Source organism: Bacillus sp. KH172YL63 (assembly GCF_011398925.1).
In the GTDB taxonomy this organism is placed as follows: domain Bacteria; phylum Bacillota; class Bacilli; order Bacillales; family Bacillaceae_B; genus Rossellomorea.
Genome location: NZ_AP022842.1, coordinates 2,912,867 through 2,937,982 on the forward strand (window position 1 = coordinate 2,912,867; position 25,116 = coordinate 2,937,982).

At 43.8% G+C, this 25,116-nt stretch carries 24 protein-coding genes; 4 read left to right on the top strand and 20 right to left on the bottom strand.

Annotated elements, in window-relative coordinates:
* Positions 1–330 precede the first annotated feature (330 nt).
* On the bottom strand, positions 331–1,212 hold the full coding sequence (locus KH172YL63_RS14985; protein WP_173106861.1) for a YitT family protein: 882 nt from the start codon (positions 1,210–1,212) through the stop codon (positions 331–333).
* Between the two features lie 90 nt (positions 1,213–1,302).
* Here KH172YL63_RS14985 and KH172YL63_RS14990 point away from each other — a divergent pair, with 90 nt between their 5' ends.
* Positions 1,303–1,557, top strand: coding sequence for a DUF2624 domain-containing protein (locus KH172YL63_RS14990; RefSeq protein WP_173106862.1), 255 nt, complete (start codon positions 1,303–1,305; stop codon positions 1,555–1,557).
* A 52-nt stretch (positions 1,558–1,609) separates the two neighbouring features.
* Here KH172YL63_RS14990 and KH172YL63_RS14995 read toward each other — a convergent pair whose 3' ends face one another.
* Positions 1,610–2,503 carry a deoxyribonuclease IV gene (locus tag KH172YL63_RS14995; protein WP_173106863.1) on the bottom strand — a complete coding sequence of 298 codons (894 nt, stop codon included), beginning with the start codon at positions 2,501–2,503 and terminating at the stop codon, positions 1,610–1,612.
* 69 nt (positions 2,504–2,572) lie between these two features.
* Positions 2,573–3,880, bottom strand: a complete 1,308-nt coding sequence (locus KH172YL63_RS15000; protein ID WP_173106864.1) for a DEAD/DEAH box helicase — start codon at positions 3,878–3,880, stop codon at positions 2,573–2,575.
* Positions 3,881–4,194: 314 nt separating this feature from the next.
* Between KH172YL63_RS15000 and vrrA the strand changes: the two genes are divergently transcribed.
* Complete coding sequence (gene vrrA / locus KH172YL63_RS15005) at positions 4,195–4,890, top strand: VrrA/YqfQ family protein (RefSeq protein WP_173106865.1); 696 nt, start codon at positions 4,195–4,197, stop codon at positions 4,888–4,890.
* 167 nt (positions 4,891–5,057) lie between these two features.
* On the top strand, positions 5,058–6,014 hold the full coding sequence (locus KH172YL63_RS15010; protein ID WP_173106866.1) for a 4-hydroxy-3-methylbut-2-enyl diphosphate reductase: 957 nt from the start codon (positions 5,058–5,060) through the stop codon (positions 6,012–6,014).
* A 44-nt stretch (positions 6,015–6,058) separates the two neighbouring features.
* On the opposite strand, the gene KH172YL63_RS15015 is transcribed toward KH172YL63_RS15010, so the two are convergent.
* The 10 genes from KH172YL63_RS15015 to KH172YL63_RS15060 all read right to left on the bottom strand — a co-directional run bounded on the left by KH172YL63_RS15015 (position 6,059) and on the right by KH172YL63_RS15060 (position 15,854).
* On the bottom strand, positions 6,059–7,177 hold the full coding sequence (locus KH172YL63_RS15015; RefSeq protein ID WP_173106867.1) for a Nif3-like dinuclear metal center hexameric protein: 1,119 nt from the start codon (positions 7,175–7,177) through the stop codon (positions 6,059–6,061).
* On the bottom strand, positions 7,174–7,884 hold the full coding sequence (locus KH172YL63_RS15020; RefSeq protein ID WP_173106868.1) for a tRNA (adenine(22)-N(1))-methyltransferase: 711 nt from the start codon (positions 7,882–7,884) through the stop codon (positions 7,174–7,176). The genes KH172YL63_RS15015 and KH172YL63_RS15020 overlap by 4 nt, the downstream gene beginning before the upstream one ends.
* Positions 7,885–7,998: 114 nt before the next feature.
* On the bottom strand, positions 7,999–8,367 hold the full coding sequence (gene cccA / locus KH172YL63_RS15025; RefSeq protein WP_173106869.1) for a cytochrome c550: 369 nt from the start codon (positions 8,365–8,367) through the stop codon (positions 7,999–8,001).
* Positions 8,368–8,624: 257 nt separating this feature from the next.
* Positions 8,625–9,767, bottom strand: coding sequence for an acyl-CoA dehydrogenase family protein (locus KH172YL63_RS15030; RefSeq protein ID WP_173106870.1), 1,143 nt, complete (start codon positions 9,765–9,767; stop codon positions 8,625–8,627).
* A gap of 164 nt (positions 9,768–9,931) precedes the next feature.
* Positions 9,932–10,474, bottom strand: a complete 543-nt coding sequence (locus tag KH172YL63_RS15035; protein ID WP_173106871.1) for a hypothetical protein — start codon at positions 10,472–10,474, stop codon at positions 9,932–9,934.
* A gap of 119 nt (positions 10,475–10,593) precedes the next feature.
* Positions 10,594–11,724, bottom strand: a complete 1,131-nt coding sequence (rpoD, locus tag KH172YL63_RS15040) for an RNA polymerase sigma factor RpoD (protein WP_173106872.1) — start codon at positions 11,722–11,724, stop codon at positions 10,594–10,596.
* A 32-nt stretch (positions 11,725–11,756) separates the two neighbouring features.
* Entirely contained in the window at positions 11,757–13,568 is a 1,812-nt protein-coding gene (gene dnaG / locus KH172YL63_RS15045) for a DNA primase (protein ID WP_173106873.1), read from the bottom strand.
* A gap of 44 nt (positions 13,569–13,612) precedes the next feature.
* Entirely contained in the window at positions 13,613–14,080 is a 468-nt protein-coding gene (locus KH172YL63_RS15050; protein ID WP_173106874.1) for a YaiI/YqxD family protein, read from the bottom strand.
* A gap of 315 nt (positions 14,081–14,395) precedes the next feature.
* Entirely contained in the window at positions 14,396–15,208 is an 813-nt protein-coding gene (locus KH172YL63_RS15055) for a pyruvate, water dikinase regulatory protein (RefSeq protein WP_173108203.1), read from the bottom strand.
* A gap of 13 nt (positions 15,209–15,221) precedes the next feature.
* Positions 15,222–15,854 (bottom strand): transcriptional regulator CcpN, encoded by a 633-nt coding sequence (locus tag KH172YL63_RS15060; RefSeq protein ID WP_173106875.1) that lies wholly within the window; start codon positions 15,852–15,854, stop codon positions 15,222–15,224.
* Positions 15,855–16,304: 450 nt separating this feature from the next.
* Here KH172YL63_RS15060 and KH172YL63_RS15065 point away from each other — a divergent pair, with 450 nt between their 5' ends.
* Positions 16,305–17,678: a glycine--tRNA ligase gene (locus tag KH172YL63_RS15065; protein WP_173106876.1), complete on the top strand. Its 1,374-nt coding sequence runs from the start codon at positions 16,305–16,307 to the stop codon at positions 17,676–17,678.
* Between the two features lie 1,796 nt (positions 17,679–19,474).
* On the opposite strand, the gene recO is transcribed toward KH172YL63_RS15065, so the two are convergent.
* From recO to KH172YL63_RS15100, 7 genes are all read right to left on the bottom strand, one after another.
* Complete coding sequence (gene recO / locus KH172YL63_RS15070; RefSeq protein ID WP_173106877.1) at positions 19,475–20,227, bottom strand: DNA repair protein RecO; 753 nt, start codon at positions 20,225–20,227, stop codon at positions 19,475–19,477.
* 45 nt (positions 20,228–20,272) lie between these two features.
* Positions 20,273–20,416, bottom strand: a complete 144-nt coding sequence (locus tag KH172YL63_RS15075; protein ID WP_173106878.1) for a YqzL family protein — start codon at positions 20,414–20,416, stop codon at positions 20,273–20,275.
* Between the two features lie 105 nt (positions 20,417–20,521).
* The gene (gene era, locus KH172YL63_RS15080; RefSeq protein WP_173106879.1) at positions 20,522–21,442 is read right to left on the bottom strand and encodes a GTPase Era; all 921 of its coding nucleotides are present in this window, start codon (positions 21,440–21,442) and stop codon (positions 20,522–20,524) included.
* Positions 21,435–21,833: a cytidine deaminase gene (locus KH172YL63_RS15085; RefSeq protein ID WP_173106880.1), complete on the bottom strand. Its 399-nt coding sequence runs from the start codon at positions 21,831–21,833 to the stop codon at positions 21,435–21,437. Before KH172YL63_RS15085 ends, era begins: the two co-directional genes overlap by 8 nt.
* Positions 21,834–22,070: 237 nt before the next feature.
* Positions 22,071–22,463 (bottom strand): diacylglycerol kinase, encoded by a 393-nt coding sequence (locus tag KH172YL63_RS15090; RefSeq protein ID WP_232066039.1) that lies wholly within the window; start codon positions 22,461–22,463, stop codon positions 22,071–22,073.
* Positions 22,438–22,911, bottom strand: a complete 474-nt coding sequence (gene ybeY, locus KH172YL63_RS15095; protein ID WP_173106881.1) for an rRNA maturation RNase YbeY — start codon at positions 22,909–22,911, stop codon at positions 22,438–22,440. Before ybeY ends, KH172YL63_RS15090 begins: the two co-directional genes overlap by 26 nt.
* A 2-nt stretch (positions 22,912–22,913) precedes the next feature.
* Positions 22,914–25,073 (bottom strand): HD family phosphohydrolase, encoded by a 2,160-nt coding sequence (locus KH172YL63_RS15100; RefSeq protein WP_173106882.1) that lies wholly within the window; start codon positions 25,071–25,073, stop codon positions 22,914–22,916.
* Positions 25,074–25,116 lie beyond the last annotated feature (43 nt).

The window sequence follows — 25,116 nt, forward strand, 5'->3', positions numbered from 1 at the left end:
TCTCTTTATAAGAATCATTCCGATTTAAAAGTACATAGGGTAGTATACATGATGTTCTTTTAATTGTAAATCATCCCGAACTTCACAGGTGAAGTGGCGGGCCTTGAAGATGCCCTCCTTTTCACACCCAAGCTTTCATAAATATGAGTGTCCGTGCTGCGGAGCTGACCTCCATTTAACATCCGAACCTGCTAAATGAATGAAGCCTTATCGCAAAGAACAAAAATCCGAACGAGTTAGATTTTCCACCCGTTCGGATTTTCCTTTGGAAGAAACCTTTTTGGTCCATCCTCTTTCTTTCAATGACATCCCTGATTAATGGATCGCTGATTAATGGATCGCTGATTTAAATCGTGCGCCTTTGGTTTCCTGTGTGTTCATGATGGTGATGAAAGCACTCGGATCGACATCGGAAACAATCGACTTTAATTTTGTGACTTCAAGCCTTGTCACGACCACGTAGATGACTTCTTTATCATTATCCGTATAACCCCCACGGCCTTTCAGCATGGTCGTCCCTCTGCCCAGCCTTTGTAAGATGGCTTGCGATACGTCAAGATAATCATCCGATACGATGATGACCGCCTTCGTTTCGTCCATCCCTTGTATGACCGTATCAATCGTTTTAAAGGCAATATAATAGGTCATGACGGAATACATCGCTTCTTCTAGACCAAACACAAATGCAGCCCATCCGAAGATGAAGATGTTCATGAACATGACGAATTCCCCGACGGAAAAAGGAAGCTTCTTCGTTAATAAAATCCCAAGGATTTCAGTTCCATCCAATGATCCTCCGTGGCGGATCACAAGCCCGACACCGACACCGAGTATCAACCCTCCGAACACCGTCGCGAGGATCTCTTCTGTCACAAAGGGCTCCATGTGGTGCAGGAGGCTCTCGATGATTGCCAGCGAAACAATGGCAAACAGGGATGACACGACAAAGGTTTTCCCGATTTGCTTGTAGCCTGAATACATGAAGGGGAGATTCAACAGAACTAGCAGAGTAGAGAAATTTAGAAAAGGGATCGTATCTGAAATAAGGTAATTCAAGATCAACGATACGCCAATGATGCCGCCGTCGATGATATTATTCGGAACGAGGAACAGCTCAATTGATACAGCGGCCAATCCGGCACCGAGCGTTATGAAGAACAGGCGATAAATAAAGTGGAGCGGGCTCTCTTTTTTATGTATTCTTTGTGTCATCGTTACTTCCTTTCCTTTCCCTATTTTTCTAATAAAAAGTGTCACTTTCTTGCTGTGAGTCACATATGTATCTTTTGAGGAGTGATATACATGAAGCTACTGCAAAATGTGATCAATCACAAAATAAATTCGATTACAAATGATGAATTATTGAAGTATGCCAGACAATATAATATTTCCCTGACACCCCAGCAAACGTCCAGCATCGTAGCGAGCGTAAGAGGCAAAAACATCAATATATTCAATGATGCAGAGCGGAGCAGGCTTGTGAAGAACCTTGCCAGGGTCATTGGGCCCGCCAAGGCAAAAGAAATCAACCAACTGTTCCTGCAGCTCATCAGATAGTAAGAAAGAGGAGGTGTCCCCACTATCATGAGAGATGACCTCCTCTATCACTTTACTGATTCATTATTTTCGATAATACATCTTCATCAAATGTCTGATTGCGAAGCATATCGATCTCGAACTTATAAGGAGGCTTCTTGTTTTTCTTATCTTCTCCTACATAAGGTGTTTCCAGAATTTTAGGCACTGAAGCAAGCTGTGGATGATGCACGATATAATTCAACGCCTTGAATCCGATATGACCGAAGCCGAGGTTTTCATGACGGTCTTTGCTTGCTCCCCGTTCGTTCTTACTATCGTTGATATGAAGGACCTTCAAGCGGTCGATTCCTACGATTTTATCGAACTCATTGAGCACACCATCGAAATCTTCAACAATATTATACCCTGCATCATGGGTATGACATGTATCGAAGCATACGGAAAGCCGGTCATTCAGCTCGACACCATTGATGATCTGCGCCAATTCTTCAAAGGAACGGCCGCACTCAGAACCTTTGCCGGCCATTGTTTCCAATGCGATCTGAACTTTATGGTCTTTCGTCAGCACTTCATTCAGACCTTCAATGATCTTCTCGATGCCCTTATCGGCCCCTGCACCGACGTGTGCACCGGGATGAAGGACGATCTGCCCTGCTCCTAGCGCTTCAGTCCGCTCGATTTCAGAACGGAGGAAATTGACGCCGAGCTCAAATGTGGAAGGATTTGTCGTATTCCCGATATTGATGATATACGGTGCATGAACGACGATGTCTTCGATGCCATTTGCTTTCATATGGGCAAGTCCCGCTTCAATATTCAAGTCTTCAATCTTTTTTCTTCTCGTATTTTGAGGTGCACCTGTATAAATCATAAAGGTATTTGCACCATAGGATACTGCCTCTTCACTGGAAGAAAGCAGCATGTTCTTTCCGCTCATGGAAACATGGGATCCAATCTTAACCATTCTTCTCAACTCCTAAGAAAATCTCTCTCTATTGTATCGAATGTGTTCAAATGAATCACGTTCAAGCACTTATTTATTTCTGTTCTTGATTCGTCTTTCCCGTTTCTTGATTTGATCCATCTTATACTTCATCTTCTTTTTATAACCAGGCTTGACTGCCTTTGGTTTGCGGACCATTGATTTCGCTTTTTCATCGATTTCATCAGTATTAGATTTCTGGCGGTTTTTACGTTTATTCAGTGCAGGAAGATCAGACCATTCACCTTTCTTGATATCTCTGTGAGAAAAGTCGATTCCTAGCTTCATCAGGCGATTCAGCGCATCTTCATCGGAAGGCGTATAAATGGTTAGTGCAATTCCGCTGTTTCCTGCACGTGCCGTACGGCCGGAACGGTGTACGTAGAAGTCAAGATCCTGTGGCAGTTCATAGTTGATGATATGACTGACGCCCTCGATATCGATCCCGCGTGCCGCAAGATCCGTTGCAACGATATATTGGTAATCGAGGTTGCGGATTTGCTTCATCATTTTCTTACGTTCACGTGGTGTAAGATCCCCATGGATACGTCCGACTTTCAACCCTTTTGCAATCAGAGCATCGGCCACTTCATCCGCTTTTTGCTTTGTATTGGTGAACACAATTGCAAGGTACGGATTGATTTCCACTAAGATATTGTAAAGCAGGTTTGTTTTATCACGGCTTTTCAGCGGTACAATCACATGTTCAATGTTTTTCGCAGAAAGCTGTTCTGGTTCCACATGGGCATATTGTGGATTTTCCATATATTTCTTCAAAAAAGGCTTAAGCTTTTCAGGAATGGTCGCAGAGAATACAAGCATTTGCAGTTTTTCAGGCATTTTAGCTGCAATCTGGTCCACATCTTCAATGAACCCCATATCAAGCATCAAATCCGCTTCATCAATGACCAATAGTGACGCGGTATGAACGAACAGTGCCTGGTCCTTCATCAGATCATTGATTCGTCCTGGCGTACCCACGACGATATTCGGTTGACTCTTTAACTTCTCAATCGTTCTCTGCTTGTCGGTGCCCCCGATAAAGCAGCGGGAAGTGATGTCACTGTTCTTTGTCAGTTTAAGCACTTCTTGATAAATCTGCTGTGCCAATTCCCGTGTCGGTGCAGTAATGACTGCCTGAACCTGTTCAGTATCCCCTTTTACCTTTTCAACGATCGGCAACAGGTATGAATGTGTCTTCCCCGTTCCTGTTTGTGACTGACCGATTGCACTTTGGCCTTTTAAAATCAACGGGATCATTTTCTTTTGAATTTCAGTCGGTTCGTAGAAACCAAGCTCTTCAACTGCTTCATTGAGGAACGACTGAAAGCCAAATTGCAGAAATAAATTCTTTTTCATCTAAAACATCTCCTTATAGTAAAAAAATATCCTCATATTTACGCTAATCATCGGGATGGGTGATGCACGCCGTTCACATCATCATCGCAAATCTATATTAAATGTACGCACCACTTTCATATGGGCAGTGATTATATTTTAACGTTAACAAGCGTCATATTTAAAGAACATCTAACCATTATAATCAATTTTTACGAAAACATCTAGGTCAAGCTCTTTAATATTTTAGATGATACTGTCACAATTCCCTTTTTCAACCTGTTGCATACTCTATAATGACGACGAATTTATCATAATGAAAGGAGGCTGTCATGATGCCGCCAAGAAGAATGAGAAATAATGGCCAGGATATGAGAAATCCTTTTGGGATGCGGCAGCCGCGACGGACAGGAAGCAGGAATGGATTCGGCATGCAGCAACAGACCGGTCTTTTCGGTCAAGGGCAGGCCCAGCCATTTCAATTCCGGGGACCGACCCAGAACCAGGGCTTCAACTTCGGAGGTAACCAAAGGCCGCGTGGCAGGGGGGCAGGTAAAGGCGGGTTGTTGGCAAAGTTCCTTAAAAAAGGTGAAAACAATAACGGCGGAGACGGACTTCTCCAACAATTCACAAGGGGCGATAACCAGGACCGTTCAAGCGGATCTGAGCGTTCACCCCAAGCAGCCGGTGGAATTCTCCAGACACTCTTAAATCCTGGTAATGTCAATTCCTTCCTATCAAATACACAGCAGGTGCTTCAGAGTGCCCAGCAATTAGGACCGATGTTCCAGCAATACGGTCCGATGGTCAAAAACATCCCATCTTTGTGGAAACTGTACCGTGGTTTGCAGGATATGTCTGCCGACGAAACAGAAACACCTGAAGAGGAAAATAAGGGTGAGGATCCGATTGTCCCTGAAGCGGAAGCCCCGGTAAAGAAGAAGAAGAAAAAGAAACCGCCCGTGAACACATCAGAAGATGACGAATCTGATGACGAGAGGCCTGGACCAAAACCTAAACTCTATATTTAACGTACTTATCCCTTAAGGGAATGAATGACCTTAGAGGGATTTTTCTATATCCTGATCGAGGGAAAATTGCTCCTCTATATTCCATCTGCTTCGTTCTCTTTGTCAGAAAGACCGTTCTCCTTTATAATGGAGTCAAAACCTTTTCTCATGTAGGAGGATATTCATAGATGGAAATTATTAAGATTACCCCGAGGGGCTATTGTTACGGCGTGGTCGATGCAATGGTCATTGCAAGGAATGCCGCATTAGACAAATCGCTCCCTCGTCCAATTTATATTTTAGGCATGATCGTCCATAACAAACATGTGACCGATGCTTTCGAAGAGGACGGGATCATCACACTGGACGGCAGCAACCGAAAAGAAATCATTGAACAGGTGAACGAAGGGACGGTCATCTTCACCGCTCACGGTGTTTCACCTGAAGTGAAGGAAATCGCCAAGCAAAAAGGGCTCGTCACACTGGATGCCACATGCCCGGACGTCACGAAAACACACGATCTGATCCGCGCAAAAGAAGCAGAAGGCTATGATGTGATTTATATCGGTAAGAAAGGTCATCCGGAGCCAGAAGGTGCTGTCGGCGTCGCTCCTGACATAGTACATCTCGTTGAAACGGCGGAAGATGTCGAACAATTAACCATCAACAATGACAAAATCATCGTCACCAACCAAACGACGATGAGCCAATGGGACGTTCTTGATACGATGGATAAAGTGAAAGAAATGTATCCACATGTGGAACTTCACAAAGAAATCTGCCTCGCTACACAAGTAAGGCAGGAAGCGGTGGCAGAGCAGGCTGGGGATGCTGATGTCCTCATCGTCGTAGGAGATCCAAAAAGCAATAACTCCAACCGCCTTGCCCAAGTATCGATGGATATTGCCGGCACCCCTGCCCACAGGATTTCAGACATAAGCGAGTTGGACATCGAATGGATCAAAGATGCAAACATCGTTGCGGTAACGGCTGGTGCATCCACTCCGACACCGATCGTGAAAGAAGTCATTAAATTTCTTGAAGCGTTCGATCCAAATGATGAAATCACCTGGACACGGGAGCACAGTGTACCGTTAAATAAGATTCTCCCTAAGGTACGGAAAGCTAAGTTGGGAATAAAATAAAACTCAATCAAAAGGCACCTCCGCTTCGGAGGTGCCTTTTCATATTACATATACGTAAACGGATTCGTTTCAGCTTTAGAGGCGAACACATTCACCACATACCCTCTATCAGCGCATTTACGGGCTAAATATGCGGCCACTCCGTCTTTCATCACTTTTTCAATATGGTGACCGGCATCAACGATATGAAGGCCCATCATCATGGCATCATGTGCGGTATGATAATAAATATCACCGGAGACAAACACATCGGCACCCTGCCTTTTCGCTTTTCCGATGAACTTGTTGCCATCCCCGCCTAAAACAGCTACCTTTTTAACTTTCGCTTTTCCGTCCCCAATCATCCTTACTCCATCCATGCCAAACGTCTTCTTCACATGCAGGGCGAATTCTTTGAGGGTCATTTCAGCAGGTAAAGTACCGATCCTTCCTAACCCAAGGGAAGAGGATGTATTTTGAAGGGAATAGATGTCATAAGCTACCTCTTCATAGGGATGATGTGTAAACATCGCTTTTAACACTTTCTTCTCAAGCGAAACAGGATAGACCGTCTCCACCTTTTCTTCAGAAACTTGTTCGAGCACACCCTTTTTCCCAATGTGTGGGTTTGTTCCTTCTTCAGGCAGGAATCTCCCCGTACCTTCACTTGAGAAACTGCAGTGTGAATAATTACCGATATGACCGGCACCAGCTTTCCCCAGGGCCTGACGAAGTTCTTCTGCATTCTCTCCTGGTACATATACGACCAGTTTGCGGAGTTCTTCTTCGAATGTTGGAACCAGTACGGATGGTTCCTGTAACTGAAGCATATCAGCAAGGAGGTCATTGACGCCCCCTGTCGCCACATCCAGGTTCGTATGGGCGGCGTATACGGCAATATCGTGTTTGATCAACTTTTCAATCATACGCCCTTGATACGTGTCTGTTTGCAGTGTTTTCATCGGTCTGAATAATGGCGGATGATGGGCGATGATCAGTTTTACATTATTTTTGATCGCTTCATCCACGACATTTTCGAGAACATCCAGGGTAACCATAACATTCTCCACTTTTTCATTCAGCTTTCCAATTTGAAGTCCAATCGGATCTCCTTTTTCAGCAAGATGCTTTGGGGAGAATTCTTCGAATAGTTGAATGATTTCATGTCCATTCACTGTCTTCATTGAGCAAGGACCTCCTCCACCATGTTGATTTTCACCATCAATTCCTGCTTTCGGCTTTCAAGCGCCGTGGTCTTTTCTGCTTTTTCCATATTGTTGATAATATGCTTCCATTGTTGAAGCTCCTGTTTCCATTTTCTCTTAAACGCATCGTTTCGTTCTTTCATCAAGAATGGTCCGAGCAGGAGTTCTTGATCTATTTTATCTGTGTAGTTCGCTTTAGGATCTCCTTTTTCTGCGACCAGGATTTCATAGAGCTTATCGTCTTCTTCTAGGATTTCTTCTCCAACCAGGCTCCACCCATTGTCCATCAGCCATGTTCGGATGGATTTTGCGCTTACATTCGGCTGCAGAATCAATCTCGGGCCATTGTCGAGTTTGTCCTTTCCTGCCTCCAGGATCGACGCGATCAACGTGCCTCCCATCCCTGCAATGGTGATACAATCTACTTCCCCTGGCGTGATGACCTCTAAACCATTCCCAAATCTTACTTCCACTTGGTCGGTTAATTGTGCATCCTCCACCTGTTTCTTAGCTGACAGAAATGGCCCCTCCACTACTTCCCCTGCAATGGCGGAAGCAGCAATGCCCTTATTTACCGCATAACAGGGAAGATAAGCATGATCCGAACCGATATCTGCAATTTTTGAATTCTTCGGTATGTAAGAAACAACTGTTTCTAGTCGTTTGGATAATTGTTGAATGTTCATATATTCACCTTTACTCGTTTTATTTGATTATAGATACGGTACTCATTTTAACCAACTTTCCCCTATAAAAAAAGTCCTTTGCCCAAAAGACAAAGAACCTTTTTCAAACATTGATTATTTAAGTGATTTGATCCAGTCTGCCATTGCATCAAGATTTTCTTCTTGTACTAGGCCAGCAGGCATGATGCCTCTACCATTTTTAATGGTTTCTTTGATTTCATCTTTTGATAATTTGGTACCTTTCAGAGCAGGACCAGCGCCACCTTCATAGTTACCACCATGACAAGATACGCAAGACTCCTTGTACTTCGCTTCAGGATCGAATTCCCCGCTTGAAGCTTCTTCGCCCTCTTTCATCTCACCATGTTTCTCTTCATTTGCTTTTTCCTCAGCATTGTTCAATCCTTCGATTGATAAGAAGAATACAAGGCCGATTCCAAGCGCCATGATCAGAATGAATGGAATGATTGGATTACGGTTCATGATTTTTTACCTCCTTTATGTACAAAATCCAAAAAATAGTGCTTTTTTCAACACTTTATATTTTACTGTAAAAATCGACAAAGTAAAAGTCCTATCAATTAACTTTTCCATCTTTCTCAAAAATTAGACACATTTTTCTTATATTTCCCCTGATCACCCTGCATGCGTTTTCATTTTTTAAGGAAAAAAGAATAAATGAGCCCTATCCTTCCCAGGGGGACGACAGGGCCCATCATCATCATTTATTCACTTTATCCTTACTGACAGCCGATCAGTCTCGAAATGACCATTCTCTGGACTTCTGACGTCCCTTCACCGATCTCCAGGAGCTTTGCATCCCGCAGATAGCGCTCTACATGGTATTCCTTCATGTATCCATAACCGCCGTGGATCTGAATCGCTTCATCTGCCACCTCCATGCTGATTTCAGAAGCATACAGCTTACACATGGAAGCTTCTTTTGAAAACGGCCTTCCTTGATCCTTCAGCCACGCTGCTTTGTGGACCATGTTCCGTGCCAGTTCAATTTTCATCGCCATATCGGCAAGCTTAAACTGAGTGACTTGGAATTGTGACAACGTTTTGCCAAACTGCTTTCTTTCTTTTGAATATTGAAGCGCTTTGTCAAATGCAGCCTGTGCAACTCCGACAGCCATCGCTCCGATTCCGATTCTTCCTCCGTCAAGTGTGACAAGGAACTGCTTGAATCCTTCCCCTTGCTTGCCTAACAGATTTTCTTTCGCCACTTCTACATCTTCCATGACCAATTCGGTTGTATTCGAAGCATGCAGCCCCATCTTTTCATAATTATCGATCACCTTGAATCCGTCGGCACTGGTAGGGACGATGATTGCGCTGATCTCTTTTTGCCCGTTGTTCCTGCCCGTAATCGCAGTCATTGCAAGATGATTGGCGTAACTTGCGTTCGTTATATAGCACTTGCTTCCGTTAATGAGCCATGTATCCCCTTTATCCTCTGCAGTTGTCTGCGTTCCACCTGCATCAGAACCTGCATTGGGTTCAGTGAGCCCGAAAGCGCCGAACGACTCCCCTGTGCATATCGGTGTTAAATATTGCTGCTTTTGTTCTGGTGTCCCAAATAAATTAATCGGTGCCCCGCCAAGTGATATATGTGCAGAGTAGGTAATTCCCGTTGAAGCACAAGCACGGCTGAGCTCTTCGGTTACGATCGCAAAGCTGACCGTGTCGGCACCGGCACCGCCATATTCTTCTGGAAAAGGAAGCCCCATCATCCCCAAATCTGAGAGCTTCTTGAAAATGTCTTTAGGAAATTCCTTGGTACGGTCACGATCCAGTGCACCAGGTGCCACTTCTTCATCGGCAAATTCCCTGATTGTCTTCTTAATCATTGCTTGTTCCTGTGTCAAATCGAAATTCATTCATATCCCCCTTGTCTAACGTTGATGACTGAAAGCCACAGATCTCCCATCTGCCAAAGCGCTTTCAAGCATATCCAAACGACTCTATGAATACGCTCTCATTACTATTATAAAAGGGAATGGTTAATTTTCTCAACTTTAAAAAACTTTTAAATTTTCAGAAGTTATAGCAGTATATAAATTATCATCATAATCATCCCTGCAGAACCTGACCAGGCAAAATAACTCATTCTCCACTTCATTCCTGCCAAGACCCATGCAATACAGTTTAGGAATAGTGTGGTATATAAGGCAGCAGTGCTTCCTTGAAACAGTTCCTCCGTTACCTCAATCGACGCGAGCATGGCGATGCATGCAGCGGAACAGTATAATAGCAGCGGGGATAAACGTTTTTTAGAATAATAAATTCCCAAACCAGTTAATAATCCGACAAAACCTGTCAAAATCGCTGTTTGCAAAACGATTGACAATTCAGTAAAATAAATGACAAATAACGAAATGGTTACAATGCTTATGGCAATAAGAATATCCCGAAAAGATACTCTCTTTGAACGGTTCGTTTTACTTTGGACTGACTCTCCGGTCCCTTCACCTGTATATAATGCGAGTAGATAATCACAGTATTGTTCCGGCAGCATTTTCGTTTGCTTCCAAGTTTGAATTTCCGAAATGATGATTTCTTTCTTGGATTGTTTCGTTTTATTCACAGTCGTTTCACCTTCATTCGTTCGATCCTATAGCTACTTTCGTCAGCAGACGAGGAAAATCCTTTAATTCGGACAAAAAAAACCGCCCCTATCTACAATAGAGGCAGCAAAAGAATGGCCTATTCTAAAAAGTCTTTCAGACGTTTGCTTCTGCTTGGATGGCGCAATTTGCGTAAAGCCTTGGCTTCGATCTGACGGATCCGTTCACGTGTGACACCGAAGACTTTACCTACTTCTTCAAGTGTACGAGTTCTGCCGTCATCCAGTCCAAAACGGAGGCGCAGCACATTTTCTTCACGGTCGGTAAGCGTGTCGAGGACATCTTCCAGCTGTTCTTTTAACAGCTCATATGCAGCATGCTCAGAAGGAGACTGGGCTTCGGCATCCTCAATGAAGTCACCAAGGTGAGAATCATCCTCTTCACCGATAGGCGTTTCCAGAGATACAGGCTCCTGGGCGATCTTCAGGATTTCTCTGACCTTTTCAGGTGTAAGGTCCATTTCTTCAGCAATCTCTTCAGGTGCCGGTTCACGGCCAAGATCTTGAAGCAACTGTCTTTGGACACGGATCAGTTTGTTGATCGTCTCTACCATATGAACCGGAATACGGATGGTTCTTGCCTGGTCGGCAATCGCACGGGTGATCGCTTGGCGGATCCACCATGTAGCGTACGTACTGAACTTGTATCCTTTACGGTAATCGAATTTCTCCACGGCTTTGATCAGACCCATGTTACCTTCCTGGATAAGATCAAGGAAAAGCATCCCACGGCCAACATACCGTTTCGCGATACTGACAACAAGTCGAAGGTTCGCTTCGGCAAGGCGGCGCTTCGCTTCTTCATCACCATCTTCAATTCTCTTGGCAAGGTTGATTTCTTCTTCAGCGGATAACAGATCCACCCGACCGATTTCTTTTAAATACATACGGACCGGATCATTTATTTTAACCCCTGGAGGAACGCTTAGGTCGTTAAGGTTGAATTCTTCTCCCTCTTCTTTTTCTAACTCCTGGGCACCTGGATCATCGTCTTCTTCACTTTCATTGATGATTTCGACACTTTGTTCACCTAAGTGCTCGTAGAATTCATCCATCTGATCCGAATCCAATTCAAAACCGGATAACTTATCGGCAATGTCTTCGTAAGTGAGGACTCCTCTTTTCTTACCTTGATTCACTAAAAATTCTTTCACCTGATCAACTGTCAATTCTGACGCTATTTGTTTGGAACGCGCTGACTTTTCAGCCATATGTTCCCCTCCTTCCAACTTCCTTACAAACTTTATAGAGACTTACGTAACTGTAAGATTTCCATTGCAATTTGTGCTTCTTTTCGGTAATCATTCAGTCTTTCCGCTTCTTTTCTTTCCACTTCTTTTTCCTTTATTCTCAACATCTTTTGATGTTTTAACACCTGGTTCACATAATCTGCCAGTTCTTGTTCCGAACTTTCCTCGCTTATTGACATCATTTCAATGTCTGTGACGATCCTTCGCAGCTTTTCATCAGGAAGATACCCGATGAAGGTACTGGCATTTGGAGGCAGACCCTCTTCATAATATCCCAATAAATAAGTAATAATTGCCTGATGCTCATCAATATTAAGGTTCGTGCCTGCAAGCCATTCCTGAATCTTATAAGCGATGTTCGGGTCTTTTAGCATGTATGCGATCAGCCTTCGCTCCGCGGTTTGATAGGCGGGCAATAATCGTGACTGATTCGGACGCTTGAAGTCTCCTTGCATACCGACCTGTTTAGGAGGTTTTGACGTCCGTCTTTCAGGCCCTGCCATTTCAGACATCTGCTGCTGAAGAGCATCTAACGATAAATCGAACTCATCGGCTAAATGCCTTAAATAATAATCCTTTTCGACCGCTTTACTTAATTGAGTAATTTCCTTTAGTATGTCTTCTATATACTTCAGGCGATCTCCTTCATCATTTAGGTTTTTATTTAGCTTATAGTACCGGAGCTTAAACGCCATGAGCGTCAAGCTTGCCCCTATTACATCCTGCTGAAACTTGGCTGCACCATATTTCTTAATGTAGTCATCAGGGTCCAATTTTTCCGGGACTGTGGCAACACGTATATTCATCTGATGCTGGTGAAGTAGTCTCCCGGCACGGAAGGCAGCCTCCACTCCGGCAGAATCACCATCGTAACAAATGATGACCGTGTCCGTTAAGCGTTTCAGAAGTCCGATCTGCTGCTCAGTCAAGGAAGTACCCATGGTCGCGATTCCGTTTTCCACTCCAGCTTCACTGGCTGAAATCACATCGGCAAATCCTTCGAATAATACCGCCTGCTGTTTCCTTCTGATCATCGCCCTTGCACCATGGTAATGATAAAGGATACTGCTTTTATTGAAAATCTTTGTTTCCGGACTGTTTAAGTATTTTGGTTCATCATCAGGTTCTATGCTTCTGCCTGAGAAGGCAACCGTGTTTCCTTTCGTATCGACGATCGGGAACATGATCCTTCCCCGGAACCGGTCCAGGAACGAATCATCACGTTCCCTTCTGACGAGCAAACCGGCCTCTTCCATCAACTCAAGGGAGTACCCTCTTTTCTGAAGGAATTTCACAGTGAAATCCCAGCTTGGAAGTGACCATCCTATCTGGAACTTCTCTATGCTTTCTGTTGTGAAGCCCCTGGACAGTAAATACTCCAAGGCTTCCTGGCCTTCCTTTGTATTTAGGAGAAGATGATGGTAAAATTTACTTAATAGCCCGTGGGCTTCCATCATTTGCTTTTCATCCTTCTGAGATGGAAGGTCCTGTTCAGACGAAGGAGCCTGGATGGATATTTCTTCTCCCACTCTTGCACCGAGTTTCTGAGCCGCTTCCTGGAAGCTTAACCCGTCGATATCCATCAGGAAGGTATAGGCGTTCCCTCCAGCTCCACAACCGAAGCAGTGAAAAATTTGCTTGTCAGGTGAAACAGAAAAAGATGGCGTGCTCTCACCATGGAACGGACATAAACCGAAATAATTCCGTCCCTGCTTTTTCAGCTGTACGTAATCACCTACAACATCTACAATATCGGTCGATGTTAATATTTTATTTAACGTCTCTTCAGGGATTCTTTCAGACATGATCTATCACCTGTTTTTATTTACCCTCTTAATCCATTCTGTACTTATTCAAATTCTCCTGCCATTTCCGACAAGATCTTTTCAAAAGCAGTACAAAAGGTTTCTCTGTCTTCTTTTGTAAATGGCTTGGGACCTTTTCCGTAGTTCCCTTTCCGCCGTTCTTTCGCAGCCACATATCGATAATCGAGTGCCGTCACAATGCTCTCTTCCCTGTAGACATTTCCCCTTGGAGAGATCGCATAAACTTTTTTCGGCAATACCAGGCTGGCAAGCCCGATATCCTGCGTCACAAGAACATCACCCCTCTTGATATGATTCATGATGTAAAGATCGGCAGCTTCCTTCTCGCTATCGACATACACCCACGTGCCTTGATCAGGTGTATTCTTTCTGTGGGCATTGGATGCAACGAAAACAATTCCCAATCCATACGCACGTGTGATCCCGATGATTTCCTGTTTAACAGGGCAGGCATCTGCATCAACGTATACGGTAGACTTATGTTCGCTCATACTAACTATTCTACATCACTCCGTATTTTCCTTCTCCCATTGAGAACTTTCCTAGAGAATTGATTAAAATTGTCGAATTTTAAATTAGATTGGGCTTGACATATCACAATAATTAGTTTATTCCTTAAGAGTTTACTCTAAACCTATTTTAAATATTTTTATCACAATTTTTTATTATAGTATAAAGGGACAAGTTTTACCACTATAAAAACTTATTCCCCCCAATGATTTTGTCAAGACATTCAAATCGTCAAAAAAGAATGATTCTCCCGTGTCTATGCGGAGAATCATTCTTTTTGTTGGGCGAGAGTTGTATCAATCGTTTGACTTGTTATAAATGTTCGTAATGACATTCGCCGTCTCTTCAACAGCTTTATTCGTTACATCAATGACATGGCATCCGATGCGATCGGTGATTTTCTCGAAATACTCGAGTTCATCCTCGATACGTTTGATGTTTGCGTAGCTCGCCTGATCATTTAAGCCTAGAGACTTTAATCTTTCACGGCGGATCGTGTTTAATTTTTCAGGACTGATCTTCAACCCGAAGCATTTCTTTGGTGAAACGAGGAATAATTCCTCCGGAGGATCGACCTCCGGTACAAGGGGCACATTCGCCACCTTGATTCGCTTAAGGGCAAGATATTGGGATAATGGGGTTTTCGATGTCCTTGAAACCCCCACCAATACGATGTCCGCTCTTAAAATCCCGCGGGGGTCACGTCCGTCATCATATTTAACGGCAAATTCAATCGCTTCGACCTTCTTGAAATAATCATCATCAAGCTTTCTTACCGTGCCCGGTTCAAAAAGGGGCTGCTTTTGGTAAGAAGATTGATATCTATCCATTAATGGACCGATGATATCAAATGCATAAAGTTCTTCTTTATCCGCCTGCTCCTTAATGTACGCACGCATTTCCGGTTTCACAAGGGTATAAACGATCAACCCCTGGTTCAATTTAGCCAATGAAATCACTTCATCAATATGTTCCAAGTCTTCCACATACGGAAAGCGTTTTATGACCGTATTCGAACCATGAAATTGGCTGATCGCCGCTTTTGTGACTAGCTCGGCAGTCTCTCCCACCGAGTCGGATACTACATAGATGATCGGTTCTTTCACGATCGTTCACCACCTTCTAATATTCATCTGCCAATGCTACAAATGCTTTTGTAATATTCGTTTTCGTAATTCTGCCGATGACCTCAAGATCACCTTTTTCCGTTTTCTTGATAACCGGAACTGAATCGATTTGTTTATGGATCAGATCCTTCGCTACCGCGATCAACGGATCCTCTCTCTCACATACCGTAATATTAGGCATTCTCGTCATAATAATATTCACCGGCAGCGTACTGAGTTCCTGCTTTCCGATACTGGCCCTTAAAAGATCCTTCCGGGAAAGCACTCCCACCAGGTATGTATTGGCGTCCACAACAAACAGCGTCCCTACATCTTCAAGGAACATCGTCACGATGGCATCATACACAGATACGTTTTCATTCACGACCACAGGAATCGACTGATAATCCTTGACGAATATCTTATTCAAGTTTTCAGTCAGTAATTGGGTCCCGGTTTTCCCTGTGTAGAAGTACCCCACTCTCGGACGGGCATCCAAATATCCCGCCATGGTCAAGATCGCCAGGTCAGGTCTTAAAGTCGCTCTCGTTAAGTTTAATTGATCCGCGATTTGTTCTCCAGTAATAGGTCCGTTGTCTTTCACAATTTGCAAGATATGCTCTTGGCGTTTATTAAGTTCGATTGTCATTCACCACCTGACGGACTAATGATTTATGTTATACTTTATATGAAATATTATATACTATTTGATGAAAATGAAAAGAGCATATTATCATTCTAATCTGACAACACTATAATGACATTTCACTTATCAAAGAGTAGCTTTTTTTAAAGAAAACATCAAATTTATTTTTACACATGATCAGCAGTTGTTTTTCTCGCACCGTCGTGATAAAATGTCTTCATCTTATATTCAGCTTTGATGGATCAATAAGTATCTGCATATGTAGCGACTGGGGACGGTGAAAGCCCAGAAAGCAGGGAAACGGCAATCCGGAGCGATGATTTTTTCTAAAAGTGGGTGTGCCATCACGCATGCCAACTAGGGTGGAACCGCGAGTATCAAGCTCGTCCCTAGGCTTCAACAGCCTAAGGACGAGCTTTTTTATTTACATAAATATAAAAAGGAGTGACTGATATGTCAATGGAAAAGGTAGTAAACTTAGCAAAACACCGTGGATTTGTCTTCCCGGGTTCAGAAATCTACGGAGGACTGGCAAACACTTGGGATTACGGCCCATTAGGTGTCGAACTGAAAAACAACATCAAGAAAGCCTGGTGGAAGAAATTCGTCCAGGAATCACCGTATAACGTAGGTCTTGACGCGAGCATCCTGATGAATCCACAAACGTGGGTGGCTTCTGGTCACGTTGGAAACTTCAACGATCCGATGATCGACTGTAAGCAATGTAAAACACGTCACCGTGCTGACAAAATCATTGAAAATGCCCTTGAAGAAAAAGGAATCGAAATGATCGTCGACGGCCTTTCATTCGAAAAAATGGAAGAAATCATCAATGAGCACAGCATCGCGTGCCCTGACTGCGGCAGCCAGGATTTCACAGACATCCGTCAATTCGATTTAATGTTCAAAACCCACCAGGGTGTAACAGAATCTTCAACGAACGAAATTTATCTGCGTCCAGAGACGGCTCAAGGGATTTTTGTTAACTTCAAAAACGTCCAACGTTCAATGCGCAAGAAAATGCCGTTCGGTATCGCTCAAATCGGAAAAAGCTTCCGTAATGAAATCACGCCTGGTAACTTCACGTTCAGAACACGTGAATTCGAACAAATGGAACTTGAATTCTTCTGCAAACCTGGAGAAGACCTTGAGTGGTTCTCTTACTGGCGTGAATTCTGTAAAAACTGGTTACTCACACTCGGCATGAGCGAAGACAACATGCGCCTCCGCGACCATGATGAAGATGAACTATCACACTACAGTAACGCAACAACAGATATTGAATACAAATTCCCGTTTGGCTGGGGCGAACTTTGGGGCGTAGCCGACCGCACAGACTTTGACCTGAAACGTCATATGGAGCATTCAAATGAGGACTTCCATTACATGGACCCGCAGACGAATGAAAAATATGTGCCGTACTGCATCGAGCCTTCCCTTGGAGCTGACCGTGTCACACTTGCATTCTTATGTGACGCATTCGAAGAAGAAGAGCTTGAAAATGACTCACGCACAGTGCTTCGCTTCCATCCGGCACTAGCACCATTCAAAGCGGCAGTCCTTCCGCTTTCGAAAAAGCTATCTGATGAAGCGTTCAAAGTGTATGAAGAGCTTTCACAAGACCTGATGATCGACTTCGACGAAACGGCATCAATCGGTAAACGTTACCGCCGTCAAGACGAAATCGGTACACCATTCTGTATCACATTTGACTTTGACTCCATGGAAGACCGCCAAGTAACGGTCCGCCACCGCGACACAATGGAACAAGTCAGAATGCCGATCAGCGAAGTAAAATCCTTCTTACAGGAAAAAATTAAATTTTAATAAGGTCCGTGATTAAAACTGACCTGTTTGGAAATCCCTGAAGGTGTTGTCTGCCTTTTGGGGTTTTTTTCGTTTGGATGTGGGATTGTGTTTTGAGGCCTGTGCTGTGGATGTGGGATGGATTGGCGATATGGGGGATAGACTCGAATTGACAGCTTTTCATGCTGGGTTTGGCTGTGATGGGTTGGTTTTTTATTAATGGAGCGGAGGTTTTTTCATTATTTCATTCGTTTTAGCTTTGGAGATGTTTATTTGCCATATTTGAAGGGACTGTGAGCAGGGTGGAGCATGGGTTTTACGCTTTATTGCGTAACTTTCCGACTTTATTGCGTGAGATTCGCACTTTATTGCGTGAAAACTGGACTTTATTGCGTGAGTTTCAGCATTGATTGCGTAATTAACCTTTGACGCAATTATTCACCTTTATAACGTAACCGATAACCAGGTGCGCGATCCTCTTTCTTTAAAATAACCTTCCTATGGGTGACATTTTCTTTTCTCCATGTAGCCTTTTGGTCCCTGGCGCGAAGAATTCATTCTTCTATGCATCATTTTTCATCTTCAGAGCCTGATAACTCCTTTTTTAAGCTAACCGATATCCCTTCGAACGTGTCTATGACTCTCTATTGCGTAACTTTCCAACTTTATTGCGTGAGATTCGCACTTTATTGCGTGAAAACCGGACTTCATTGCGTGAGTTTCAGCACTGATTGCGTAATTAACCTTTGACGCAATTATTCACCTTTATAACGTAACCGATAACCATGTGCGCGATCCTCTTTCTTTAAAATAACCTTTCAACGGAGGACATTCTCTTTCCTCCGGTAACTTTTTGGCCCCTGACTCGTAGAATTCACTCTTCATTGCATCATTTTTCATCTCAAAAGCCTGATTACTCCTTTTTTAAGCTAACCGATATCCCTTCGAACGCGTCTTTGACTTTCAATTGCGTAACTTCCCAACTTTATTGCGTGAGTTCAGCACTTTATTGCGTGAAAACTGGACTTCATTGCGTGAGTTTCAGCACTGATTGCGTAATTATCCTTTGACGCAATTATTCACCTTTATAACATAACCGATAACCAGGTTCCCAATCCTCTTTCTTTAAAATAACCTTTCACCGGAGGACATTCTCTTTCCTCCGGTAACTTTTTGGCCCCTGACTCGTAGAATTCACTCTTCATTGCATCATTTTTCATCTCAAAAGCCTAAATACTCCTTTTTTAAGTTCTAAGTTATTCCTTTGCAGGTGTCTTTGACTCTTAATTGCGTAACTTTCCGATTTCATTGCGTGAGTTTAGCACTTTATTGCGTGAAAACTGGACTTTATTGCGTGAGTTTCAGCATTGATTGCGTAATTAAACTTTGACGCAATTATTCACCTCTATAACGTAACCGCTAAACAGGTGACCGTTCCTCTTTCTTTAAAATAACCTTCCTATAGGTGACATTTTCTTTTCTCCATGTAGCCTTTTGGTCCCTGGCGCGAAGAATTCCTTCTTCTATGCATCATTTTTCATCTTCAGAGCCTGATTACTCCTTTTTTAAGCTAACCGATATCCCTTTGCACATGTCTTCCCCTCTCAATTGCGTAACTTCCCAACTTTATTGCGTGAGTTCAGCACTTTATTGCGTAAAAACTGGACTTTATTGCGCGACTTCCAACAATGATTGCGTAATTACCCTTCAACCTCAACCAGCCCCTCCCCCAGCACAGCCAACCCCCAACCCAAAAAATAAGGCCCATTCACAAAAGTGAATGAGCCTTCAAATATCACAAGCAGCATAAGTTCAAGTTAGAATAAGTCCTTCATGTTATCCATTTGATCAAGGAATCTTCTGGATTTTAGGGTTAGACCTGAGTTTTCATCGTAATAAGTCCTGATTACCCGCTTCAATTGAAGTTTTGTTTCATCTTTCACCGATATGTTTCCGAGGCGGTTGATATCGAAATAATAAAAGAGCCTGAGCAGTTTTACAGTGCCCTGGGATATCGGAAGATGATGAGGATCTTCATTTAGACAGCGATGACAGATGAATCCATTTTCTTTGAATGAGAAGGAGAATTCGCCATCGGTCTCCCCGCAAACTGCACATCCATTGAGATGAGGATAGAGCCCCATGACGGGGAGCATCTTCATTTCGAATATATGCATCAGGATTTCGGGATCATAGTCTTCATTTAGGTAGGAAAGGGTTTTATATAATAATTCAAACAGGAATGGGTTCGGCTTGCGGTCCTCCGTCGATTTATCGAGGAGGTCGACGATGTATGTCGCATAGGCCGTCTTGAACAAGTCTTCCCTTACATGTCTGAGCGATTCGGCCATTTCTCCCTGTTGAAGGGTGCCGAGGCCGCTTCCTTTAATAAAAACGAAATACCCATATGTAAACAATTGTGAAATGGCGGATAGACGGCTATTAGGTTTTTTCGCCCCTCTAGCCATCAATCCAATCTTTCCAAATTCCCGTGTATATATGGTGACAACTTTATTCGATTCACCGTAGTGATTCGTTCGAATGACGATTCCTTCACACTTCTGTAGCATACAGCCACCTCCCGCTATCAATCCACCCGGGTGATGACAAGCTTATCACGTTAAAGGAAAATCAACTTCCGCTATTTCTTCCTCAAAGCTGAACGGATCTTCTGTCGTCTCCTTCTCAAGCTCTTTGAAAAGCAAATAGGTGTCGATGCTTCCCGTTTGCGAAAAAAACTTCCAAGTTAAGTCTAACATCAAAAACCCACCTTTCTGGATTTAAACTAGCAAGACTTCATAAGCTTTCTTGTGATTAGAATGGACCTTTTCTCTTTTATTCATGTGGACTAAATATTGTTAATTTTAATATTCATCGTCGCTGAAGCCGAAGTCACGCAGGTTGGATGCACGATTGCGCCAATCCTTCTGCACCTTCACCCACAGTTCAAGGTATACTTTTGTCCCCAAAAGGTTCTCGATGTCAAGACGGGCCCGTTTGCCGACTTCTTTCAGCATGGATCCCTGCTTACCGATAACAATCCCCTTTTGAGAATCTCTTTCCACTACGATCGTGGCGATGACGTTGATCAGGTCTTTGTCTTGTTTCTTCTCCATTTTATCGATCATGACGGCGATGCTGTGGGGAATTTCTTCCCTTGTCATGTGCAGGACCTTCTCACGGATGAGTTCAGATACAATAAAACGTTCCGGATGATCCGTGATTTGGTCGGCAGGGTAGAATTGAGGCCCTTCCGGTAATTGGTCTTTCAATAATTGAAGGAGATTGTCGACATTGTTTCCTTCGAGAGCGGAAATCGGAACCGTTGCCGCGAAAGGAAATAAGTCATTGTACTCCTTGATCATTGGCAGCAATTCATCGGGATGGATCTGGTCAATTTTATTCAGGATCAGGAAGACCGGTGTTTTGACACCTTTCAGCTTCTCGATGATGAAGTGGTCCCCTTTTCCTAAACCTTCTGCGACGTTGACCATGAATAAGATGACGTCCACTTCTTTCAACGTGTTCTGTGCAATCTTCATCATGAAGTCTCCGAGTTTATGCTTCGGTTTGTGAATGCCGGGAGTGTCGATGAAGATCATTTGGGCATCATCTGTCGTGTAGACTCCCTGGACTTTGTTACGGGTTGTCTGGGGCTTATCACTCATAATCGCAATCTTTTGACCGATGACACGGTTCAAGAACGTGGATTTCCCTACGTTCGGACGCCCTATGATCGAGATGAAGCCTGATTTGTATCCTGTTTGGCTGCCTGTATTATTCATTTAAATCCTCCGGTGAAAAAGCCCCTGGCAATAGTTCCCCAACGGTCAATTCTTCCACGTCCCCCTTGAGGTTGGTCAATACGACCTTCATCTCAGACGGGCACAGTTCAGAAATAACCTGACGGCACGCACCGCACGGCGGAACCGGTCTTGCAGTGTCTGCTACAACCGCAATCATCGTGTAATCCGTATCACCCTCGGAATATGCTTTGAAAAGGGCAGTACGTTCAGCACAGTTACACATGCTGTATGCTGCATTCTCAATATTGCATCCGTGATAGACTTTACCGTCCTTTGACAGAAGAGCCGCTCCCACCTTGAATTTACTATAAGGTACGTATGCTTTTTCTCTCGCTAGTTTGGCTTCTTGTATCAATTGTTCTGCATTCATTAATATAACTCTCCTTTAAACCCTTACATATTTATTTTACTACAACTTTCATAAAAGAAAATGGGCTGTTATCATTTTGTAATAAAATAGTTAGATAATTCTAACTATTTATCGATTTTAATTGTTGCTCCATATATTTTATACAAGTATAGAAACGTTTTCAAATGAATTAAAGGCTGCAGGCAAGAATTTTTAAAATTTCTTGCCTGCAGCCTTTAATTTTGGCTTTTTTTACCCTTAATGAAGCAGATCAAGCAGCTTCGGGAGGAAGATGATCGCACCGACGAGAGCTGTGCATACGGCGAAGAGCAAGACAGCAGCAGAAGCCAGGTCCTTCGCAGCCTTCGCCAATGGATGATATTCCTCACTCGTCAGGTCGACTGCCTTTTCAATGGCGGTGTTCATTGTTTCCAGTGCCAGCACCATGAATACGAGGATGATGAGGATGGCCCATTCCAATACGGAGACCGAAAGGAGAAAAGCCGTCATGAAGACCGCTGCCCCAACAAATGAATGGATCCTGAAATTCTGCTCTGTCTTCCATACCGAACGGATGCCTTGTGCTGCATATCCGAAAGACTTAAAGAAGCGCGGAAAACCGAACCTAGTCTCTTTTGAGTCCATATTCATCCAGGATGTCCTTTTGTCTCTGGAACATTTCTTTCTCATCCTCTTCTTCCATGTGATCATAACCCAGCAAATGAAGGAATCCATGAAGGGCGAGGAAGCCCAGTTCACGTGTGAAGGAATGATTGTATTCTTCCGCCTGCTCCTCTGCCCTGTCAGTTGATATGATGATGTCCCCCAGGACACGGGGGATCCCTTCTCCGATGATTTCCACTTCGTCCTCTCCCAATTCTTCGAGGGCGAATGAAATGACGTCGGTCGGTTGGTCTTTTTCTCTGTATTCACGGTTGATTTCCTGGATCCGTTCGTTCGTCACAAATGTGACAGACACTTCACTTTCAGCTTCGATATTCTCTTTCTCTGCTGCAAAGTTCAAGATGTTTTGAACCAGCTCCATATGCTCATCGGATAATTTTTCTGTTTCATCGATAAAGTCGATTAATAGTGTCATGTTTATTCTCCTTTTGCTTGAAGTTCAGGGTATTCAATCCTCGGATGGAAGATCCCGTTCAGCGTTTCACATAGCGTCCTTTTCACCGTCTCTAATTGCTTTAATGATATATCACATTCATTAAACTGACCGTCCTGCAAGCGGTCCTGCACGATTGAATGGACAAGTTGTTGAATCTCGGCTTGAGTCGGAGATTTCTTCGATCTGACGGCAGCTTCTACGCTGTCAGCGATGCTGATGATCGCCGCTTCCCTGCTCTGTGGCTTCGGACCGGGATAACGGTAATCCTCTTCTTTCACATCTTTCCCTTGTTCCTTCGCTTTATAATAGAAGAATTTCAATAGGGTCGTGCCGTGATGCTGTTCCGCGATGTCGACGATTTCCTTTGGCAGCTTATGCTTCCGGAGCATTTCGGCACCATCTGAGGCATGACTAATAATAACATCCCTGCTCGTTTCAGGCGATACCCGATCATGGGGATTCCCCATGTTGAGTTGATTCTCGATGAAGAAGTGTGGCCGCTTTGACTTTCCGACATCATGATAATAGCATCCGACCCTCGCAAGCAGACCGTTTGCCCCAATCGATTCACAGGCGGCTTCCGCAAGATTCGCCACCATGACACTGTGATGATACGTACCCGGTGCATCGGTCAACAGCTTTTTGAGCAGCGGCTGTGTCGGGCTTGAAAGCTCCACAAGCCTCATGGATGATAGGATCCCGAATCCTGCTTCGAAGAACGGAAGAAACCCGATCGTCAAGATGGATGAGCCGATCCCCGACACTAAGGCGAACACGAGATAATACACATATTCACTCGTCGTATACGAAGTGCCGCTTAAGAGGATGAGAAACCCAAGTATCAGGACGTTTACAAGGGCTACGTAAATACCCGCACGAAGGATATTCGACCTTTGATTGCGGCTTACGAGGAACAGGATCCCTGAAACCCCGCTGAATAACGTGTAGATGGCAATTTCCATATCAATTGAACCGGAGAACTGCTGGTGAAACACGATGCTCGAACACGCTGCAAGGATGAACACCATCATCATTGCGATCCGCTCATTCAATAGGATCCGTAAGATCATTCCAGTGAACGCTGCCGGAAAGATGAATGCAATATCATTGATTTCCATCTGATCGATCAAGCCCACGATCTTCATGATCAATAGTGAGATGACAAAGACGATGCTTGTTAATATTAAATAATTTTGTTTCCGTTCCTCGGTCACTTGAAGCGTGTAGAAGAAGTAGTACAGTGAGCTGATCAGCACAAGGACAAAAAGTCCGAGTCCGACTAGCGGCTTAAAGGAAAGTGCATTTTCTACCATGCCAAGGGATTTGAGGATGCTGTATTTCTTAGGGGTGATCAATTCACCATCCTGAACGATGACGCCCCCTTCTATGATTTCCACATTCTGCACATTGGCTTCTGCCAGCTTTTTTAACTCATTGGTTTTTTCTGCATCATAAAACTGGGTCGGTTCGATCGATATCTTCCCAAGCTTCACGGCCGCATTCGACAGGTCGCCGTTAAAGGAGTAGTTGGTGATCCTTTGCTCGAGATTCAATTTCGCTTCATTCAGATCCTCTTCTTTGACCCCGTCTTCCATGATGATTTTCATCTGACTGGAAACAATTGTTTCCAGGCGGGACAAATCGTCTTCTGTCGCCGTGAGAAGGGAGGTTAATATGTCATCACTGAGGCTGTTCGTTACACTGTTATTTTTTTCTTTCGGCAATTTATCTTTCAATCGCTTCAATTGTTCGTTGATGTCAGGCGTCTGGGAAGGCTTTAATTCCTCTGCGTCCCCGTCGCCGGCAGCAGTTTCCTTTTTCACTTCACTAACGCTTTCCATCAACGAGCGGAGCAACGACAGGGAGTTGTCAATCGCCCCTTCTTTCGGGGTATAGACATCTGCCACCTCAGCCTTTGCTTCCTGCTTTTTCTTGGTCGTAGCCTCTTCATCTATGAATTTCTTCGGGGCCCGGATCGTGGTAGGCGCCTCCTCGTACAGATTGATATCCAGTGTTTTCGGCTTTACGTTCCCGTACAACACCCCGAAAACGATGATTCCTAGGAGAACAAATAAAAGATTGGTAAATAGCCGATAACTGAGAAAATTTCTGATTTTAAGAAGAAATGGGTGCGTTTGCATAAAGAACCCCCTGTAAGAAATGGACAAATCATCGATATATGTA

Coding starts and splice junctions, on each gene's coding strand:
- KH172YL63_RS15060 (WP_173106875.1), bottom strand. CDS start 15,854: ATGACAATCGAACTTAATAAACGCCAAGAGCATATCTTGCAAATTGTG.
- era (WP_173106879.1), bottom strand. CDS start 21,442: ATGAATAATACAGGCAGCCAAACAGGATACAAATCAGGCTTCATCTCG.
- KH172YL63_RS15075 (WP_173106878.1), bottom strand. CDS start 20,416: ATGTTAGACTTAACTTGGAAGTTTTTTTCGCAAACGGGAAGCATCGAC.
- KH172YL63_RS15085 (WP_173106880.1), bottom strand. CDS start 21,833: ATGAATGCAGAACAATTGATACAAGAAGCCAAACTAGCGAGAGAAAAA.
- KH172YL63_RS14990 (WP_173106862.1), top strand. CDS start 1,303: ATGAAGCTACTGCAAAATGTGATCAATCACAAAATAAATTCGATTACA.
- KH172YL63_RS14985 (WP_173106861.1), bottom strand. CDS start 1,212: ATGACACAAAGAATACATAAAAAAGAGAGCCCGCTCCACTTTATTTAT.
- KH172YL63_RS14995 (WP_173106863.1), bottom strand. CDS start 2,503: ATGGTTAAGATTGGATCCCATGTTTCCATGAGCGGAAAGAACATGCTG.
- KH172YL63_RS15000 (WP_173106864.1), bottom strand. CDS start 3,880: ATGAAAAAGAATTTATTTCTGCAATTTGGCTTTCAGTCGTTCCTCAAT.
- KH172YL63_RS15030 (WP_173106870.1), bottom strand. CDS start 9,767: ATGAATTTCGATTTGACACAGGAACAAGCAATGATTAAGAAGACAATC.
- KH172YL63_RS15065 (WP_173106876.1), top strand. CDS start 16,305: ATGTCAATGGAAAAGGTAGTAAACTTAGCAAAACACCGTGGATTTGTC.
- KH172YL63_RS15020 (WP_173106868.1), bottom strand. CDS start 7,884: ATGAACATTCAACAATTATCCAAACGACTAGAAACAGTTGTTTCTTAC.
- KH172YL63_RS15015 (WP_173106867.1), bottom strand. CDS start 7,177: ATGAAGACAGTGAATGGACATGAAATCATTCAACTATTCGAAGAATTC.
- KH172YL63_RS15010 (WP_173106866.1), top strand. CDS start 5,058: ATGGAAATTATTAAGATTACCCCGAGGGGCTATTGTTACGGCGTGGTC.
- cccA (WP_173106869.1), bottom strand. CDS start 8,367: ATGAACCGTAATCCAATCATTCCATTCATTCTGATCATGGCGCTTGGA.
- recO (WP_173106877.1), bottom strand. CDS start 20,227: ATGCTACAGAAGTGTGAAGGAATCGTCATTCGAACGAATCACTACGGT.
- KH172YL63_RS15050 (WP_173106874.1), bottom strand. CDS start 14,080: ATGAGCGAACATAAGTCTACCGTATACGTTGATGCAGATGCCTGCCCT.
- KH172YL63_RS15090 (WP_232066039.1), bottom strand. CDS start 22,463: ATGAATATGGACTCAAAAGAGACTAGGTTCGGTTTTCCGCGCTTCTTT.
- KH172YL63_RS15100 (WP_173106882.1), bottom strand. CDS start 25,073: ATGCAAACGCACCCATTTCTTCTTAAAATCAGAAATTTTCTCAGTTAT.
- rpoD (WP_173106872.1), bottom strand. CDS start 11,724: ATGGCTGAAAAGTCAGCGCGTTCCAAACAAATAGCGTCAGAATTGACA.
- ybeY (WP_173106881.1), bottom strand. CDS start 22,911: ATGACACTATTAATCGACTTTATCGATGAAACAGAAAAATTATCCGAT.
- vrrA (WP_173106865.1), top strand. CDS start 4,195: ATGCCGCCAAGAAGAATGAGAAATAATGGCCAGGATATGAGAAATCCT.
- dnaG (WP_173106873.1), bottom strand. CDS start 13,568: ATGTCTGAAAGAATCCCTGAAGAGACGTTAAATAAAATATTAACATCG.